Origin of the sequence: Rhizobium sp. RAF36 (genome assembly GCF_052114105.1) — a bacterium.
Lineage (GTDB): Bacteria > Pseudomonadota > Alphaproteobacteria > Rhizobiales > Rhizobiaceae > Rhizobium.
Map to the genome: position 1 here is coordinate 480343 of NZ_JBFREC010000004.1, position 17495 is coordinate 497837.

17 protein-coding genes are annotated in these 17495 nt (G+C 62.1%); 9 read left to right on the forward strand and 8 right to left on the reverse strand.

Features of this window, described 5'->3' with window-relative positions; genetic code table 11:
• Position 1: 1 nt before the first annotated feature.
• Positions 2–1258: a 3-oxo-isoapionate-4-phosphate decarboxylase OiaX gene (gene oiaX, locus AB4Z25_RS17480; protein WP_442208785.1), complete on the reverse strand. Its 1257-nt coding sequence runs from the start codon at positions 1256–1258 to the stop codon at positions 2–4.
• 185 nt (positions 1259–1443) lie between these two features.
• On the opposite strand from oiaX, the gene AB4Z25_RS17485 reads away from it, so the two are divergent.
• The 3 genes from AB4Z25_RS17485 to dhaL are packed head-to-tail and all read left to right on the forward strand — an operon-like array spanning position 1444 to position 3846.
• On the forward strand, positions 1444–2148 hold the full coding sequence (locus tag AB4Z25_RS17485) for a transcriptional regulator NanR (protein ID WP_112388476.1): 705 nt from the start codon (positions 1444–1446) through the stop codon (positions 2146–2148).
• 52 nt (positions 2149–2200) lie between these two features.
• Entirely contained in the window at positions 2201–3211 is a 1011-nt protein-coding gene (locus AB4Z25_RS17490; protein WP_442208697.1) for a dihydroxyacetone kinase subunit DhaK, read from the forward strand.
• Positions 3211–3846 carry a dihydroxyacetone kinase subunit DhaL gene (gene dhaL / locus AB4Z25_RS17495; RefSeq protein WP_442208698.1) on the forward strand — a complete coding sequence of 212 codons (636 nt, stop codon included), beginning with the start codon at positions 3211–3213 and terminating at the stop codon, positions 3844–3846. The genes AB4Z25_RS17490 and dhaL overlap by 1 nt, the downstream gene beginning before the upstream one ends.
• 290 nt (positions 3847–4136) lie before the next feature.
• Here dhaL and derI read toward each other — a convergent pair whose 3' ends face one another.
• The 7 genes from derI to AB4Z25_RS17530 all read right to left on the reverse strand — a co-directional run bounded on the left by derI (position 4137) and on the right by AB4Z25_RS17530 (position 11320).
• Positions 4137–4592 (reverse strand): D-erythrulose-4-phosphate isomerase, encoded by a 456-nt coding sequence (gene derI, locus AB4Z25_RS17500; RefSeq protein WP_112388472.1) that lies wholly within the window; start codon positions 4590–4592, stop codon positions 4137–4139.
• Positions 4593–4603: 11 nt separating this feature from the next.
• Positions 4604–5374, reverse strand: a complete 771-nt coding sequence (locus AB4Z25_RS17505; RefSeq protein ID WP_442208699.1) for a triose-phosphate isomerase — start codon at positions 5372–5374, stop codon at positions 4604–4606.
• Positions 5371–6147 (reverse strand): DeoR/GlpR family DNA-binding transcription regulator, encoded by a 777-nt coding sequence (locus AB4Z25_RS17510; protein ID WP_442208700.1) that lies wholly within the window; start codon positions 6145–6147, stop codon positions 5371–5373. Before AB4Z25_RS17510 ends, AB4Z25_RS17505 begins: the two co-directional genes overlap by 4 nt.
• 100 nt (positions 6148–6247) lie before the next feature.
• Positions 6248–7183 carry a sugar-binding transcriptional regulator gene (locus AB4Z25_RS17515; protein ID WP_442208701.1) on the reverse strand — a complete coding sequence of 312 codons (936 nt, stop codon included), beginning with the start codon at positions 7181–7183 and terminating at the stop codon, positions 6248–6250.
• A 72-nt stretch (positions 7184–7255) separates the two neighbouring features.
• Complete coding sequence (locus AB4Z25_RS17520) at positions 7256–8188, reverse strand: sugar phosphate isomerase/epimerase family protein (RefSeq protein ID WP_442208702.1); 933 nt, start codon at positions 8186–8188, stop codon at positions 7256–7258.
• An 11-nt stretch (positions 8189–8199) separates the two neighbouring features.
• The gene (locus AB4Z25_RS17525) at positions 8200–9711 is read right to left on the reverse strand and encodes a glycerol-3-phosphate dehydrogenase (protein ID WP_442208703.1); all 1512 of its coding nucleotides are present in this window, start codon (positions 9709–9711) and stop codon (positions 8200–8202) included.
• Between the two features lie 37 nt (positions 9712–9748).
• Positions 9749–11320 (reverse strand): FGGY-family carbohydrate kinase, encoded by a 1572-nt coding sequence (locus AB4Z25_RS17530; protein ID WP_442208704.1) that lies wholly within the window; start codon positions 11318–11320, stop codon positions 9749–9751.
• Here AB4Z25_RS17530 and AB4Z25_RS17535 point away from each other — a divergent pair.
• The 6 genes from AB4Z25_RS17535 to AB4Z25_RS17560 all read left to right on the forward strand — a co-directional run bounded on the left by AB4Z25_RS17535 (position 11289) and on the right by AB4Z25_RS17560 (position 17468).
• Positions 11289–11678 (forward strand): hypothetical protein, encoded by a 390-nt coding sequence (locus tag AB4Z25_RS17535; protein WP_442208705.1) that lies wholly within the window; start codon positions 11289–11291, stop codon positions 11676–11678. The genes AB4Z25_RS17530 and AB4Z25_RS17535 overlap by 32 nt on opposite strands.
• Before the next feature lie 433 nt (positions 11679–12111).
• A complete protein-coding gene (locus AB4Z25_RS17540; RefSeq protein WP_442208706.1) occupies positions 12112–12768 on the forward strand; it encodes a DUF2291 domain-containing protein in 657 nt (218 codons plus the stop codon).
• Positions 12765–14309, forward strand: a complete 1545-nt coding sequence (locus AB4Z25_RS17545; protein ID WP_442208707.1) for a sugar ABC transporter ATP-binding protein — start codon at positions 12765–12767, stop codon at positions 14307–14309. Before AB4Z25_RS17540 ends, AB4Z25_RS17545 begins: the two co-directional genes overlap by 4 nt.
• 23 nt (positions 14310–14332) lie before the next feature.
• Positions 14333–15385, forward strand: coding sequence for an ABC transporter permease (locus AB4Z25_RS17550; RefSeq protein ID WP_112514762.1), 1053 nt, complete (start codon positions 14333–14335; stop codon positions 15383–15385).
• A 111-nt stretch (positions 15386–15496) separates the two neighbouring features.
• Positions 15497–16444 carry a D-ribose ABC transporter substrate-binding protein gene (locus AB4Z25_RS17555; protein ID WP_112388461.1) on the forward strand — a complete coding sequence of 316 codons (948 nt, stop codon included), beginning with the start codon at positions 15497–15499 and terminating at the stop codon, positions 16442–16444.
• Positions 16445–16625: 181 nt separating this feature from the next.
• Complete coding sequence (locus AB4Z25_RS17560; RefSeq protein WP_442208708.1) at positions 16626–17468, forward strand: DeoR/GlpR family DNA-binding transcription regulator; 843 nt, start codon at positions 16626–16628, stop codon at positions 17466–17468.
• The last annotated feature ends 27 nt before the right edge of the window (positions 17469–17495 follow it).

Genomic DNA, 17495 nt, shown 5'->3' on the forward strand with positions numbered 1-17495 from the left:
GTCACGCGCCCTTGCCGTCGGCGAACTTGGCGATGGAGGCCGCCAGCTCAGGATGATCCTTGGCATAGGTCTCAAGCGGGATATCGGCGACCGCAGCCTGCCAGGCCTGCTGCACGGCACGCACCCCGGCTGCCGGGCCGCCCGGATGGCTGACGATGCCGCCGCCGCAGAGATAGAGGAGGTCGGTGGTGCGCCCTGTGCGCTGGTAGGTCTCCGGAGCCTGGCCGCCCCACTGGCCGGAACCGGCAACCGGAAGCGGGCAATCGGTTTTGTCGAAGAGCGGCGTGCTGACCGCCTTGAAGGATTCGACGAAGCTTTCGTCGGGTTCCCAGTATTTGACGCGGATGCCGTTGATCTGGAACTGGTCGACGCCGAGCAGGCGCCAGAACTGCTGATAGACCTTGAAATCGAGGCCGGTTGCGGGGTTGCGGGTCAGGATATCCCAGCCGTTGCGATGCGCATGCAACACCAGCCCGGAGCGTTTGCGCAGGAAGCTCATACCGCCGAAGCCGATCGAGTTGATATTGACGACAGCGCAATTGCCGCCCGCCTTCAGGACGAGGTCGTGGTTGCGCATCATCTCGTCCGGATCGGCATGCGAGATGCCGAAGGCATACATCACCTTCTTGCCGGTCTTCTGCTCGTGATCGAGGATCAGCGGCATGATCGCGGCGACACGATCCTTGAGCGGCGAATAGGCCGGGCTCATCAGCTTCTCGTCGTCCTTGATGAAATCGACGCCGGATGCGATCAGTTCGCCGACGAGTTCCGCCGTTTCATGCGGACGCAGGCCCAGCGCCGGTTTGACGATGGTGCCGATGATCGGGCGACCCTCGACGCCGGTCAGCTTGCGGCTGCCAGCAACGCCGAACTGCGGCCCGGGATGGGCGCCCTTGAATTCCGGCGGCAGCTTCAGATCGACGATGCGAATGCCGGTCATGCCCTTGATCGAATAGACGCCGCCGATGGCAATCGTCATCAGCGCCGAAAGATCCGTGCCGATGGCATCGAGCGGGAAGGCGATATCGACATCGGCGCGCTTGAGCGGTCCGTGACCTTCGGCAACTTCCGGCCAGCCGGGCGTCTTCGCATCCTCGAGAGGGCGGATCGCCAGCACGCGGGCGGCCACGCGCGCCTTCAGCTCTTCCGTCTCGCCCGGAACCGGCACAAAAGTCCCGGTCGACTGGTCGGACGCGATCTTCTCGGCCATGGCTTCGACACTGCCTGCCGTTTCGATGCGGTAGGTAAGGGTGATCATGCTCACGTCTTTAATGCTCCTCAGGCCAAGTCCAGCATCTTGGCAATCATTGCCTAACTGGTATAATGAGTATTCCAATTTCGCAAATGGAAAATTTCCTGAGCGCTGCCGAATGATCGTATCGCGGCCTTTGTCGCCGCCGCGCAAAATGCTATGGGGAGGGAATTCTGAGCCAGCGAGACATCATGACCCAACCAATCGAGCAGATCGTTCGCCGGAAGCTCTCCGACGAGGTTTTCGACAGGCTCGAACGCATGATCACCTCGGGCGAACTGAAGCCCGGTGATGAAATGCCCTCCGAGCGCGTGCTGATGGAACGCTTCGGCGTCGGCCGTCCGGCGATCCGCGAGGCGATGCAGTCGCTGGCCGGCATGGGCCTCGTCAACATTTCCCATGGCGAGCGCGCCAAGGTTTTGAAGCTGACGGCGCAGTCGATCTTCCGGCAGGTAGATCTGACGGCGAAGATCATGCTCTCGCAGTCCAACGACAGTCTCGAAAACCTGAAGAGCGCCCGTATCTTCTTCGAGCGCGGCATGGCGCGGGAGGCGGCGCAGCGCGCGACGTCAGCCGATATCGAGGCGCTGAAAACGATCATCAGCCGACAGCGCGAGTCGCTTGGAAACGCGGAAGATTTCATCTCCGCCGACATGCAGTTTCACACTCGCATCGCGCAGATCTCCGGCAATCCGATCTTTGCCGCCGTCAGCGAGGCGATGCTGGCGTGGCTGCGCGAATATCACACGGAAATGCTGATCTGGACCGGCAAGGAGAAATTCACGCTGGTCGAGCACGAAGAGATCGTCGAGCGCCTTGCGGCACGCGATGCCGATGGTGCAGAATCGGCGGTGCTGAAGCATCTCGAGCGCTCGAGGGCGCTCTATACAAAATAGGCATACCTGTCGCCTGGGAAGAGGGGCGGCTGCATGCATCGAAGGAGGATCGATGACGGTCAAGAAAATCATCAACAACGGCGCTGACGCCGTCGACGAAATGCTGGCGGGTATGTTGGCCGCCCATCCCAATCATCTCAAGCTGGTCGATGGCACGACGCGTTCGGTCGTTGCGGTCGATGGTCCGCGCAAGGGCAAGGTCAGCCTGGTGATCGGCGGCGGCTCCGGCCATGAGCCGAGCTTCGTCGGTTTCGTCGGGCGCGGTCTGGCCGATGGCGCGGCGATCGGCAATGTCTTCGCCTCGCCGCCGCCGGACCCGATTCTCGAATGCGCCAAGGCCGTCGATGGCGGCGCCGGCGTGCTCTTCATGTATGGCAACTATGCCGGCGACGTCATGAATTTCGACATGGCTGCCGAAATGGCGGCGATGGACGATATCGAAGTGCGCACCGTGCTGACGACCGACGACGTGGCGTCCGCACCGCGCGAGCGTCGCTTCGACCGCCGCGGCGTGGCCGGCAATGTCTTCGTCTTCAAGATCGCCGGTGCCGCCAGCGACCGGATGATGGATCTCGATGCCTGCGAGGCTGCCGCCCGAAAGGCCAACGACCGGACCTTCACCATGGGGGTGGCGCTCGGTCCTTGTTCCCTGCCGCAGACGCGCAAGCCGAATTTCGAGCTCGGCCCCGACGAGATGGAAATCGGCATGGGCATCCATGGCGAACCGGGCGTCGAGCGCGGCCCGCTGAAAAGCGCCAATGCGATTACCGACGATCTGCTCGACAAGATCCTGCCCGAGATGAAAGCCGCCCGCGGTGACCGCGTTGCCGTTCTGGTCAACGGCCTCGGCGCCACGCCGCTGATGGAGCTCTACATCATGATGGCCCGCGTCAAGCAGCGGCTCGATGGCGAGGGCCTCGTCATTCATTCGACGCTCGTCGGCAATTACTGCAGCTCGCTCGACATGATGGGCGCCTCGGTGACCCTCATGCATCTCGACGATGAGCTGCAATCGCTGCTCGACCACCCCTGCGATTGCGCCATGTTCAGGAGCGGTCACTGATGGCTGACGTGACTGCCAACGACCTGCGCGCCATGTTCTCGGCGATCGCTGTGACCATTGCCGAAAACCGCGACCGCCTCAGCGAACTCGACGGCGTCATCGGCGATGCCGACCATGGCATCACCATGGAGCTCGGCTTCTCTACAGTTAAGACCAGCCTCGCCGCCAATGAGGCGGAGAGTGATCTCGGCGCGATCTTCAATCTCGCCGCCAAGTCATTCCTGAATGCCGTCGGCGCCTCATCGGGACCGCTCTATGCTACGGCATTCATGCGGGCCGGTGCGGCGCTGAAGGGCAAGACGTCCGTTGGCGACGAGGACATGGTCAAAGCTTTTGCCGCGATGGCCAAGGGCATCGAGGACCGCGGAAAGGCTGTCCCGGGCGAAAAGACGATGGTGGACGCCTGGCGCCCGGCCGCCGATGCGGCTGAGGCGGAGTTGGCCAAGGGCTCTCCGCTTGCTGTCTGCCTGAAGGCGGCGGCGAATGCGGCAGACGCCGGTGCGGAGGCGACGAAATCGATGCTGGCGACCAAGGGGCGGGCGTCTCGATTGGGTGAGCGTGTGCTTGGCCATGCCGATCCGGGCGCGGTGTCGGCTGCGCTGATTATCGGGACGATGGCTCAGAGTTTTGGGTGAGGTGATCTTCGCTGGCGAGACTTTGTGAAATGGCAGTGTCGCTGTCCTGCGACGTTGCCTCCTCACTGCCCTCATTCCTGTGCTTGTCACAGGAATCTAGCCACGGCGCGTCCGCGCCGTGAATGACACTTTGAGACCTACGAGTCCTCCGCCGCGCAGACGCGCGGCTGCTGGATTCCTGTGACAAGCACAGGAATGAGGGACGTTGGTAGGTGTCGCGTTCCATGAACCTGTGTCAAAGGCGAGCATGGGAGCGGCCAGCCTGGCGCCAACCGCCGCCCCACCGGCAATCACCGAACGTTGTACTTAGCGTCCAGCTCGTCCATCGCCTTCACATTCCCCGCAGACCGGCCGTTCTCGTCGAACGTCTGCGCCAGAAACGCATCGGCGATCGACTTCGCCAGTTCGGTGCCGATGACGCGGGCGCCCATGGTGATGATCTGGGCGTTGTTGGAGAGCGCTGCGCGTTCGGCGGAATAGGTGTCATGGGTCAGCGCGGCGCGGATGCCGGGGACCTTGTTGGCCGAGATACAGACGCCGATGCCGGTGCCGCAGACGAGGATTGCCTTGTCGTAGGTGCCGTCGATGACGCCGGAGGCGACGCGGTCGGAGAGGTTGGCGTAGAACGGATCGGCGCCTTCATTGGTGCGCGAGACTTCGTGCACCTCGAAGCGGTCCTTCAGATGATCGGCCAGAACCTTGGCGAGACCTTCGCCGGCGCTGTCTCCTGCAATGGCAAGCTTCATTGTCGTTCTCCTTAGAGTTTGGCGGCGCATTTGGCGAGGATGTCGAGATAGCCCTCGACGTTCCAGGCCGAACGGCCGATGAAGAGCCCGTCGATATGCGGGCTCGAGATCAGTTCTTCGCAGTTTCCCGGATTGACCGAGCCGCCGTAGAGGCAAGGGATCTTGCGGCCGAGTACCTCTTCGGCAACCGCAATGATTTCGGCCTGGCGGGCGTCGGCATAATCCGCGCTCGCCGGAATGCCGTTTTCGCCAATTGCCCAGACGGGCTCATAGGCGAGCAGTATCTCGGCCGATTTCTGATCGGCCGAGAGCTTAGAAAGGGCGCCGCGCACCTGAGTGGCCAGAATCTCCGCGGCCCTGCCGCTTTCGCGGTCGGCAAGTGTCTCGCCGATGCAGATCAGCGGGATCAGGCCGTGGCGGACGGCGGCTTCGGTCTTCAGCCCCACCGTCTCGTCGGTCTCGCCGAAATGCTCTCGGCGCTCCGAATGACCAAGCTCGACGATGTCGAGACTGCAGTCCTTGAGCATCACCGGCGAGACCTCGCCGGTCCAGGCGCCCTGATCAGCCCAATGCATGTTCTGCGCGCCGACCTTGACGGATGTCTTCGCAAGCATCGCCTTGACCTCGCGCATGGCAGTGAAGGGCGGGATGACAAAGCGCTGGATGCGCGGGTCACGCACGGCATCGGCCGCTTCGAGACCGCGGGCGAACGCTTGCGCTTCGGCGAGTGTCTTGTTCATCTTCCAGCTGGTGCCGATCCAGAAGCGCGGCTTTTCGGTCATGTCGGATCCTGTTCTGATGCGATGGTGAGCGTGATGCCCGCCTGTTCGAATTCGTCGAGGGCGGCCTTTTCGGGAGCCCTGTCGGTGATGACGGCATCGAAGCCGGCAAGATCGGCCATCACGTGCAGGGCGGTGTGGCCGATGCGCTCGTGGTTGACCAGGAGACAGCTCCTCGATGCCGACGCGATCATCGCCCGCTTGGCGCGCACGGCGTTGTCGTCCATGTGATAGGCGAGCCTGCCGCTGACGGCGGGAGTAGAGATGAAGGCGATATCGGCCCTGAGCTTCGACAGCGCTTCCTCGGTGACGACGCCGAGATAGGCGTTGAACTTGGCGGAATAGATGCCGCCGAGCGCGATCAGCGTGATGCCGTTTTCGCTCTTCAGCCGCTCCATGATCGCCGCATTGTTGGTGATCACGGTCAGCGGCCGCTTCTGCAGCAGCATTTCGCCAAGCACCGCCGCCATCGATCCGTCATTGACCATCACGGTCATGCCGGGCTCGACCAGCTCCAATGCCTTCTGCGCCATGGCGATCTTGGCTTCGCCGCCCTGGCGCTCGCGAATGCGGAAATCACTTTCGAACTGCGTTCCGGCATCGATCGTCGCGCCGCCGCGGACCTTGCGCAGCACGCCGGCCTGTTCGAGGTCGTCGAGATCGCGGTGAACAGTCATCTTCGACACGGTGAAGCGATCGGCAAGATCGTCGAGATCGACGGTCTTGTTTTCGACGAGTAGATTGACAATCAGCTGCTGCCGTTCTTCCCGCTTCATTCCGGTCTCCACCCAAGTCTACGGTGTTAAGGTAACGGATATTTCGTGATAAGCAACATCTGTGATGTGATTTTGCGATCAAATCATGTTGCTTCGATGGCTATTGTAACAGCGTCTGTGCGGTCTTCTCATCGGTGATGAGGCCGAAAAGGCGGCGGCTGTTGAGGATGGCGCGGATCGCCGCAACCTTCGACTGGCCGCCGGCGAGTGCCACGAGACGTTCGCTCTTCGACTTCGGGAAGGAGGCCGACAGCGTACGGGCCGTCAGCGCCGTGTCCAGCACCTGGCCATCGGCATCGAAGAAATGGCCGAGAATTTCGCCGACGCCACCGGCAGCGGCAATATCCTGGATCTCGCTGGGTTCGACCATGCCCGAGAGTACCAGCTGCGCTTCGGCATCGACGGTTCCGAGGCCGACGAGCTTGAGATCGGCATTGTTTGCGAGGTCGAAGACTTCCTTCACGGCGCGCTGCGCCTTCAGCACCTTGCGGTCCTCGCCGGTATTGGCGAAGAAGGGGACGGGCATCACATAGGCATGCGTCCCGGTCTTTTCGGCGATCCGGTGCATCACGTCATAAGGATTGGCGCCGTAGTTCCGCGTCAGGCCGCCAAGCAGCGAGACGAAGCGCAGGTCTTTGGCGTTGATGCGCGGCATGTACTGGACGGCCGCCGACAGCGTGCGCCCGTGACCGAGGCCGATCACCTTGTTGTCGCCCCGCTCGATCTCGCGCTTCAGATATCCGGCGCCGGCATGACCGAGCGCGCGCAGCGGCAGGCCTTCCTCGCCGAGATCGGGTGCCACTTCGCAATATTGCAGCCCGAAACGCTCCGAAAGGCGGGATTCGAGCTCGACGCATTCGACGATATCGCCGTCGATCGTGACTTTCACCACGCCATCGGCGACGGCGCGCGCGATCAGCCGGTGCGCCTTGACCGAGGGCACGCCGAGGCGCCGGGCGACCTCCGACTGGGTCAATCCACCGGCGTAGTGCAGCCATGCGGCACGTACGGCAAGCGTATCATCGGCATCCGTCACAGCCGCTTCCTTTCGAATGTCCCGCGTGGCGATTCCGCCGCGTCGTGGTGCTGCCTTTTAAAGTTCTCCATCTCAGATGTTCAAGTCGTCGATGCCGGTGTCGATATAAGGCGACCAGAACGCGATGCTTTCGGCGATTTGCGGGATAACCTCGCGATCGTTCGGCTCACGCTCCTTGAAAGAGAGTTCGAGGCAGATCTCGTTGTTGACAGCACCGCCATCGGCAAAGGCCTTGAGCAACGGCGCCGGCTGAATGCGGCCCCTTGCATTGAAATCAGCTGTAAACGGCCGGTGGCCACCCTTGTCCATCAGGCTCTGCTTGATGTGGATGATCGGCGAGACCGGCGGCACGGCGCGCGCCCAGGCATAGGGATCGAAATCGTCAGGATTGGCGGAGGTGACGTCGCCATGGTCGATATCGGCCATCATCCACATCGGGATCGCCATTTTCGTCGCCGTTAGCCGCTCCTGCAGCGACAGGCAGGCGGCGATCGTCTCGCCGAACTCGCGGCCGACGCTCATCGGCTCCCAGAAAACATAGGAAAGGCCCGCGGCGCGGCCATGTTCCGCGACCTCGGCCCAGCTGTCGATGGCGATCTTGATCAGTTCCTCGCGGCGATCGGGATCGTCGAAATCCCTGTAGGTGAAGATCGCAAACTGCGTGCCGACGGAATCGCCGCCGAGATCGGCGGTGATATCGGCGAAGGTCTTGAACCAATCGATATAGTAACGCCTGACCTCGGCATCCGGATGGCCGAAATGGTTGAGGCGGCCGTAGGGGCCGGTCATGCCTGAGGTGACGCGAACGCCGGTGCGCCGCAGCGCCGTATTCATGTTCCGCGTCAGGCGGCGGATCACGGGCGCCTGCCAGCTCGGATTGATGAATTCGTGGGTCAGCTGCAGGTCGCGGATCTTCAGGTCGCGCGCCACCGTGTCGATCAGATCGTCGGGCTCCGCGAAGCGGTTGACGAGCGGATTGGTGTTCAACGAAAGCGTCAGCGTCATCGAAACCTCCTTCAGGCGGCGGCGAGGCGGGAGGAGGCGAACCAGTCTGCAAAGGCAGCGCGCTCGGCCTCGCTCATGTGCAGGTAGTGCTTGGTGCGGCGGTAGAGGATGTCCTCTGCCGTTTCCGCCCATTCGGTGGCGACGAGATAGCGGGCTTCCGCCTCGTAGAACTGCCCGCCGAAATGGCGGCCGAGCGCCTCGATGCTGGTTGCTCCTGAAACGATATTCTTGGTGCGGGCGCCATAGAGGCGGCCATAGTGATGCACGAGTTTGCGCGGCATCCAGGGATAGGTATCGCGCAGGCTGTTGGCGAAGGTCTCATAGTCGGCATTGGGGATTTCGCCGCCGGGTAGGGGTGCCGTCTGCGTCCAGTCGCCGCCCATGCCGGGAAAGATGTGCCTGAGACGATGCAGGCCACGCTCGGCGAGCTCGCGGAAGGTAGTAATCTTGCCGCCGAAGACATTGAGCAGCGGCGCGCCGCCGGTTTCGTCGAGATCGAAGACATAGTCGCGGGTCACGGCGGACGGATTGCCCTTGCCGTCGTCGAAGAGCGGACGCACGCCGGAGAAGCTGTGCAGCACGTCCTGACGACGGAGCTTTTCCTTGAAGTAACGGTTCACCGCCTTCAGCAGATAATCGATCTCGCTCTCGTCGGCCGACACATCCTCGGCGCGGCCTTCATAGGCAATATCGGTGGTGCCGATCAGCGCCTTGTCGCCCTCATAGGGGTTGATGAAGATGACGCGCTTGTCGTGGTTCTGCACGAGATAGGCATTCGAGCCCGCCCAGAATTTCGGGACGATGATGTGGCTGCCCTTGACCAGGCGCACGTTGCGGGCCGAGTTCGATCCGGCGACGCGGTTGATGATGTCGGTCACCCAGGGACCAGCGCAATTGACCAGACATTTGGCCCTGAAAGTGCGCGTTTCGCCCGTCGTGCTGTTCTTGGTGACGACGGTCCATGCGCCATTTTCGCGCCGGGCGGAGACGGCGGGAGAACGAGTCAGCACGATCGCGCCTTTTTCGGCGGCGCTGACCGCGTTCAGAACAACGAGGCGGGCGTCATCGACCCAGCAATCGGAATATTCGAAGCCGCGCTTGTATTGATCGAGGATCGGCGTGCCCTCGGGATCGCGGAGCAGGTTGAGCGTGCGGGTGCCGGGGAGCTTCTTGCGGCCGCCGAGATGGTCGTAGAGGAAGAGGCCGAGGCGGACCAGCCAGGCCGGGCGGTCCTCAGGGCTGTGCGGCAGCACGAAGCGCATCGGCCAGATGATGTGTGGGGCGGCGTTGAGCAGCACTTCGCGTTCGATCAGCGCTTCGCGCACCAGGCGGAATTCGTAATATTCGAGATAACGCAGCCCGCCATGCACCAGCTTGCCTGACCGCGACGAGGTTCCCTGCGCCAGATCATCCTTTTCGCACAGCGCCACCTTGAGCCCACGGCCGGCCGCATCGCGTGCGATACCGGCGCCGTTGATGCCGCCGCCGATGACGAAGAGGTCCAGGGTTTCGGGTTCGGTCATGTCATGCTCCTTCGATGCCAGCGCATCAGAACTTGATTTATGCGCCTGGTGTCGCCGTTGCGGTCGAGGCGAGCTTGTCCCAGGCGGGCGCCATTGCCTGGCGGATGTCGGTATAGGCTGCGAAAAGCGTGTCGAACCGGGCCGCCTCGGCGGCATCGGGAACCTCGGGTTCGCCAAGCAGCGGCGAGACCCAGTCGGCAATGCAATCATCCATCGTCGGATACACGCCGACGGCAACCGCAGCCATCATCGCGGCACCGGCAGCCCCGGTCTCCTCGCGCTGCGACTGGCGGATCGGGGCGTTGACGGCTGCTGACAGCGAGCGACGCAGGCTTGGTGAGCGCGTGGCGCCGCCGGTGATGCGCAGTTCTTCCGGCATCGCCCCCATTGCCGCATAGCAATCGCGGGTCGCGAGGCCCAGGCCTTCGACCACGCCTCTCACCAGATCGGGGAAACGGTGGCGCGTGGACAGCCCGGCAAAGCCGGCACGCGCATTGGCGTTGACGAAGGGGCCGCGCTCGCCGGCTTCGGAAATATAGGGGTGATAGAGCACGGAGCCCGGCTTGCTATCGGCAAACCAGCCATCGATGCGCGCGATCAGTTCCGCATGCGAAACCGTCTTGCCGGCGTCTGCCATCAGCGAGGCGGCGATATCGAGGATCCAGTCGATATTGATCGTCGATCCCATATTCGTCTGCACCTGGGTGACGATGCCCGGGATCGGCAGGGCGATCACATAGCCGGTGCCCTCGCTGTTGAGGTGGACATCGTCGACTTTCTTGGCGCGCAGATGGACGCCGGTCGAGCCGATCGTCGAGCAGGCGGCGTTGCGCCCGCCGCTACGGACGCCGGCGCCGAGCGCGGTCATGACCATATCGACATAGCCGAGGCAGACGGGTGTTCCTGCCAGCAGCCCGCAGGCCTTGGCGGCATCCGATGTCAGCGGATGGCTGATTTCGGTCCCGTCGATGATGTCAGGCAACAGCTTGCGCCGGTGTTCGAGGCCAAGCGCATCGATGACGGCGTCGTCATATTGCCGGGTGCGGAAATTGCCGAAGGTGAAACTCGCCTCCGACGGATCGGTGGCGCGAATGCCTGTGAGGTTGAGATAAAGCCAATCCTTGCAGTGCAGCGCCGTTTCGGCGCGATCAAGGAGATCGGACGCGAAACGGTCCATATGCGCGAGCTGGGTGCCCTGCTGGCAGGTGTTGAGGCCGGTGCCGGTCGCCTCGAAGCGGGCGCGGTTGTTCGGCTTGGATGCAAGCGAAACCACGGTCGATGCGGCGCGCGCATCAAGCCACAGCCAGGCATCGCCGACCGGTGCATTCTCGCGACCGACGAGCCACGTGCCGTCACCTTGTCCGGTGACGGAAACGGCGGCGGTGCGCGCTGCAAGATCGGGGACTTTCTCGCCGAGCCCGCGCAGCGCGGTGGCGCAATCTGCCCATGTCTGCGCAAGCGGCTGCGTCGCCGAGCCGTCCTCGCCGGTTGCGTATCTGTTGCGTACGGATGCGGTGGCGATCTGGCGTCCGGAAAGATCGAAGGCAACCGCCTTGATCACGGATGTGCCGGCGTCGATGCCGATGATGATATTCTGTGTCGATGTCATCGCAGGGTTATCCCGCCAATGCCGGGAACGCTGCGGCGGGCAATACGCGCGTCCAATTCATCATGCAGTCCTCCCGATCGGCCGAATTCCATCGCTCTGCTTCGGCCGCGTGATCGATTCCATGGTGGCGGGCCGCAAGCGTGTGCCTGCCGCCCGCAATGAATCGAATACCTGCCGAAACCTCCCATGGGCCTCACCGATAAACATAACACAAAGATATCACAAGGCCAGCAAGATTTTTCTAGTCATGAAAATTTGTTCAGCTAAAATAATGGGCATCGGCTTGATGCGCGGCGGCCGCCTCCGTTTGCGCAAGACTGCAGCCGCCGCTTTTGCTGCGAATATCGCGCATTTATAATTTATATTAAATATCAATGTTATGTATGAGTTTTCCAAATTCTTTGACACGTATTTATTTGTGCATTTGCTGCCTTCTTATGTTGCGCCGCAACGCGATAAACAAGCCGTGAAGCGCCGCATTGAAACGCAGGTCCTCATAAAAGTGCCGTTGACAGCCTTATGATTTTATAACATTGTTTCCGGCATAAGTAACACAGTTCTATCACGGAAGCCTGCTTCCGGATGGGTGATTGCAGGATCAGGCGGTCGGAGGAGACTGGCGCCGCGTCCTGAAGAGGAGGCTTCCAATGCGGATTTTCGTCCAGACTTGCGCTTTCGCGGGCTGCCTGCCGGATTCTGATCCGGCGCGATGCCATGCCGTGGCGCGTCTGCGATCGTAATTGCAGCCAGCCCCTTCGCTTTATCGTCTCCCAGTCAAAGGCCGTCTCGACATGAGCACACAGTCCGATTACGCAGCACCGAAGCCGAGCAGCAGCAATCTGAAGCTTATCGTGGGCGTGGCATTCGTTGTTGCCGTCGTCGGCGCCATCGCGCTCGACACGACGGTGGTCAAGATCGGTTCCGAAAACGACGTCAGGCAGCAGGTCTTCTCGCCGGAGACCTTTGGCGCCGAGCAGTTCCCGAAGATATTGGCCAATGTGCAGGAGCGCGCCGTGCCGGCTGCCGATCTTGCCGCCGCCATCGCCGCCGACAAGAAGGCCGCCGCCGAGAAATACGGCACCGCGACGAGCACCGGACCGGTCATTCCCGTCACGCTGACCGGCACGTTCGGCGCCCGCAAATCGAACACCAACGAACTCAAAGTCGATGGATTGCCTCCCGAGACGGTGGTCCGTGTCCAGACCGGTCCTGCGGTCAACGGCACGGACCTCCGCGATGCCACCGGCACCATCGAGTTCGGCCAGTTCACCAATCAGATCCAGTATCAGGACGCCGGATCGGCCATCAACAACGAGATGAAGAAGTCGGTCTTTACCGGCCTCGATCCGGAAACGCTGGATGGGAAATCCGCGACCGTGGTCGGCGTGTTCAAGCTGATCAATCCGAAAAACTGGCTGGTCACGCCCGTCAAGGTCGAAGTCAAATGAGCCAGCCGCTGCGCAGTAACGGAGTGCAGGGCGAAGTCGTTCTCGCCGCCCGCAACATCGCCAAGTCCTACGGCAATGTGCATGCCCTCAAGGGCGTGAATTTCGACATCCATCGCGGTCAGGTGACCACGCTGTTCGGAGAGAACGGTGCCGGCAAATCGACTTTGATGAAGATCCTCTCCGGCGTCGTGCTGCCGAGCTCGGGCGAAATCATCCTCGATGGCTCGCCGATCAGCTTCACCTCGTCGACCCATGCGCGTGAACACGGCATCTCGATCATTCACCAGGAACTCAGCCTGGCGCCCAATCTCAGCGTCCGCGACAACATCTTCATGGGCCGGGAGATCATCAAGGGCGGTGTCGTCGATTTCGCCGAGGAAGAGCGCCAGACACGCGCGCTTCTGGAGGAGCTCGAGGAAGACATCGATCCGCTGACGCGCGTCGAGGACCTACGCCTCGGCCAGCAGCAGATCGTCGAGATCGCCCGCGCGCTCTCGGTCAATTCGCGCATTCTGATCATGGACGAACCGACCTCGGCGCTGAGCGCCACCGAAGTCGAAGTTCTGTTCAAGGTCATCCACGACCTGACGAGCCGCGGCGTTTCGATCGTCTATATCTCGCATCATCTCGAAGAGGCGCTGCAGATCACCAATCACGCCGTCGTCCTGCGCGACGGCACCATGACTGCCTATGCCGAGCGCAAGGACATCGATCTCGAATGGATCGTCCGCAACATGGTCGGCGACAATTTCGATCTCGGCAGCCCGCCCGAGGGTCATCAGTTCGGCCAGGTGGCGCTGTCGATCGAGAATCTCAGCGTGCCCGGTCCGTCGGGCGCTGCCTATAACGCCGTCGACCGGCTGTCGTTGAAAGTGCGCGCGGGAGAAGTGGTCTGCATCTATGGCCTGATGGGCGCGGGGCGTACCGAGCTTCTGGAATGCGTTGCCGGTCGTCTGCGTTCGAGCGGCGGCCAGGTCCTGCTTGAGGGCCGGGATGTCGGCGGCCTCAGCATTGCCGGGCGTATCGAAAGCGGCCTCGTTCTCGTTCCCGAAGATCGCCAGCGCGATGGCCTCGTGCAGACGATGACTGTTGGCACCAATCTGTCGCTTGCCAGCATCGGCGCCTTCACCAAGGGGCTCTTCACTTCAGGCCGGCGCGAACGCGAGCTGGTCAACGATGCGATCCGCCGTGTTCACGTCAAGACAGATGGCGGCGAGGCGTCGATCGGCTCGCTCTCCGGCGGCAACCAGCAGAAGGTCGTCATCGGCAAGATGCTGGCCACACAGCCGAAGGTCATCCTGCTCGACGAACCGAGTCGCGGCATCGATATCGGTGCCAAGGCGGAAGTTTTCAAATTGCTTGCGGAGCGCGCCAAGCAGGGGCTCGCGGTCGTCTATTCGACCTCCGAAGTCAACGAATGCCTGAGCATCGCCCATCGCATCATCGTCATGCATCGCGGCCGTATCTCGGCCGAGTTCAGCTCTGACGTCACCAAGGAAAAGATCATGGCCGCCTCCGGCGAAGCCGTGGTCGCGCACTAGCCCGGAATTATGGAGCACTGATTATGTCAGTCACAGATATCACCCAAAAGAAGACAGTTCCGAACGGGCAGAAGCGCAACACCAATATCGTGCGTCTCATCCTTGAGGGCAGGGCGTTCTTCGCGCTGATCGTCATCATCGCGGTCTTCTCGTTCCTGTCGCCCTATTACTTCAGCCTCAATAACTTTCTGATCATGGCGTCGCATGTCGCCATCTTCGGTATTCTGGCGATCGGCATGCTGCTGGTCATCCTGAATGGCGGCATCGACCTCTCCGTCGGCTCGACGCTGGGGCTCGCGGGCTGCATTGCCGGCTTCCTGATGCAGGGCGTCACGCTCAGCTATTTCGGCGTCATCCTCTATCCGCCGGTCTGGGCCGTCGTGGTGCTGACCTGTGCGCTCGGCGCCCTGGTCGGTGCGGTCAACGGCGTTTTGGTCGCCTATCTCAAGGTGCCGGCCTTCGTCGCCTCGCTCGGCGTCCTTTATGTCGCCCGCGGCATCGCGCTGCTGATGACCAACGGTCTCACATACAATAATCTCGGCGGCCGTCCCGAACTCGGCAATACCGGCTTTGACTGGCTCGGTTTCAACCGCCTCGGCGGTGTGCCGATCGGTGTCATCGTCCTTGCCGTGCTCGCCATCGTCTGCGGCATCGTTCTCAGCCGCACGGCCTTCGGCCGCTGGCTCTATGCATCGGGCGGCAACGAGCGCGCGGCCGATCTTTCGGGCGTTCCGGTCAAGCGCGTCAAGATCATCGTCTATGTGCTCTCAGGCGTCTGCGCCGCGATCGCCGGCCTCGTGCTCTCGTCGCAGCTGACGTCGGCGGGTCCGACGGCTGGCACGACCTACGAACTGACCGCGATTGCTGCCGTCGTCATCGGCGGCGCGGCCCTCACCGGTGGCCGCGGTACGGTGCGCGGCACCATGCTTGGCGCCTTCGTCATCGGCTTCCTGTCGGATGGTCTCGTGATCATCGGCGTCTCCGCCTACTGGCAGACGGTCTTTACCGGTGCGGTGATCGTTCTCGCCGTGCTGATGAACAGCATCCAATACGGCCGCCGGGTCAAATCGTCCTGACGGCTGCGACTGAAACTTATCCACGACGGCAGGCTGGGGTTCCAAGAAGGCCGATTGGGGAAAGCAACGCCGGTTCCCGGCACAACTGAGCTCACTAATGGGAGAGAGACTATGTTTAAAAAAGGCATGCGCATTCTTCTCGCCGCCGCGGCTGTCGCACCGCTCCTCGCAACGTCCGCCTGGGCAGCCGGTGCCATGACGATCATCGTCAACGATCCGTCGAACCCCTACTGGCTGACGGAAGGCAATGTTGCCAAGGCCACTGCCGAAAAGCTCGGCTACACGGCTTCGGTCAGCGCCCACAAGGGTGACACCAACACCGAGAGCAACCTGATCGACACGGCAATCACCAACAAGTCTGTCGCGATCATTCTCGACCCAGCCAATGCCGACGGTTCGGTCGGTGCGGTGAAGAAGGCTGTTGCCGCCGGTATCCCTGTCATCCTCGTCAACGCTGAAATCAACCAGGAAGGCCTGGCGAAGGCGCAGCTCGTTTCCAACAACGCCCAGGGTGCCGCCCTCGGTGCGCAGCAGTGGGTCGAAGCTGTCGGCGACAAGGGCAACTATGCCGAACTGTTCGGCGCTCCCTCGGACAACAACGCTGCAACCCGCTCCAACGGCTACGAAACCGTTCTGTCGCAGTACCCGGACCTGAAGAAGGTTGCCAAGGAAGTTGCCGATTGGGACCGCACCAAGGGTCACAACAAGATGCAGTCCATGCTGCAGGCAAATCCTGACATCGTCGGCGTGATCTCCGGCAACGATGAAATGGCCCTCGGCGCGATCGCAGCGCTCAAGGAAGCCGGCAAGCTCGCCAACATCAAGGTCGGTGGTTTCGACGGTTCTCCGGACGCTGTTGCGGCGATCAAGGCCGGCGAACTGCAGTACACCGTTCTCCAGCCGGTTGCCGTCTTCTCTGAAGAAGCCGTCAAGCAGGCCGACAATGTCATCAAGAATGGCAGCACCGGCGCCAAGAGCGAAAAGCAGCTCTTCGATTGCCTGCTGATCACCAAGGACAATGTCGACAAGTATACCGGCCCGTTCGTCCTGTCGCAGTAACATCGAAGGGGCGCCCGGCAGGGCGCTCTTTCAGAGCCGGGCGGCATCCACCCGCCCGGCTTCCGCAATGCCTGAAATGGTGCCCGCGGCCGCAACCGCCCGTTCCGTTTCACCTTTTTGCCTTGGCGTGGCAATCACTGTACGAAGCTGGGATCCAGAATTCAGCGACAAGGGTGACCCCGTGACACAGAAGACGAGCCAGGGCGAAGATCTGTTGGAAGAGCTGACAAGCGACAGCCGGCAGACGCGCCAGATCGCGCGCCGCCGCATGATCGCGGAGGCCGTGATGAATGAAGGCTCGATGCGGATCGAAGACCTGACGGATCGCTTCGGGATCAGCCTGATGACGGCTCATCGCGATGTCGATGAACTCGTCAGCCGCGGGCTTTTCCGCAAGACGCGCGGCATCGTGACCGCCGCGGCGACGAACCTGATCGAATCGAGCGACGTCTATCGCTCGAACCGGCAGGCAACGGAGAAAAAGCTGATTGCCGAGGCGGCGATGCAATTCGTCGAGCCCGGGCAGGCGATCTTCTTCGACGATTCGACGACGGTTCTGCAGATGGCGGCGCACCTGCCGTCGAAGGTGCCTGTCACGGCGATCACCAATTCGCTGACGCTGATGAACGCGCTGACGGGCATGCATGACGTGACGCTGCTGGCGCTCGGCGGCCAGTATTACAACTGGTGCAACGCCTTCATGGGCCGGATGACGATCAGCGAGATCAAAGGGCTGCGGGCGGATATCGCCTTCATCTCCATGTCGGCGATCAGCGACGGCACGGTGCTGCATCAGTCGCCGGAGACCCTCGATACCAAGCGCGCCATGTTCGACTGTTCCGTCAAACGCATCCTGCTTGCCGATCACACCAAGTTCGAACGGCGGGCACTCCATAGTTTCGCAGCACTGGACGAGTTCGACGTCGTCATCGTCGACGACAAGACTGACGCCGTGCATATCGACCGCATGCGGTCCAAGGATATCAACGTGGTGGTCGCCAAGAGCGCCGGAGGGCGCTCGTAACCCGGTCACCGGTTGCTGATAGTGAGG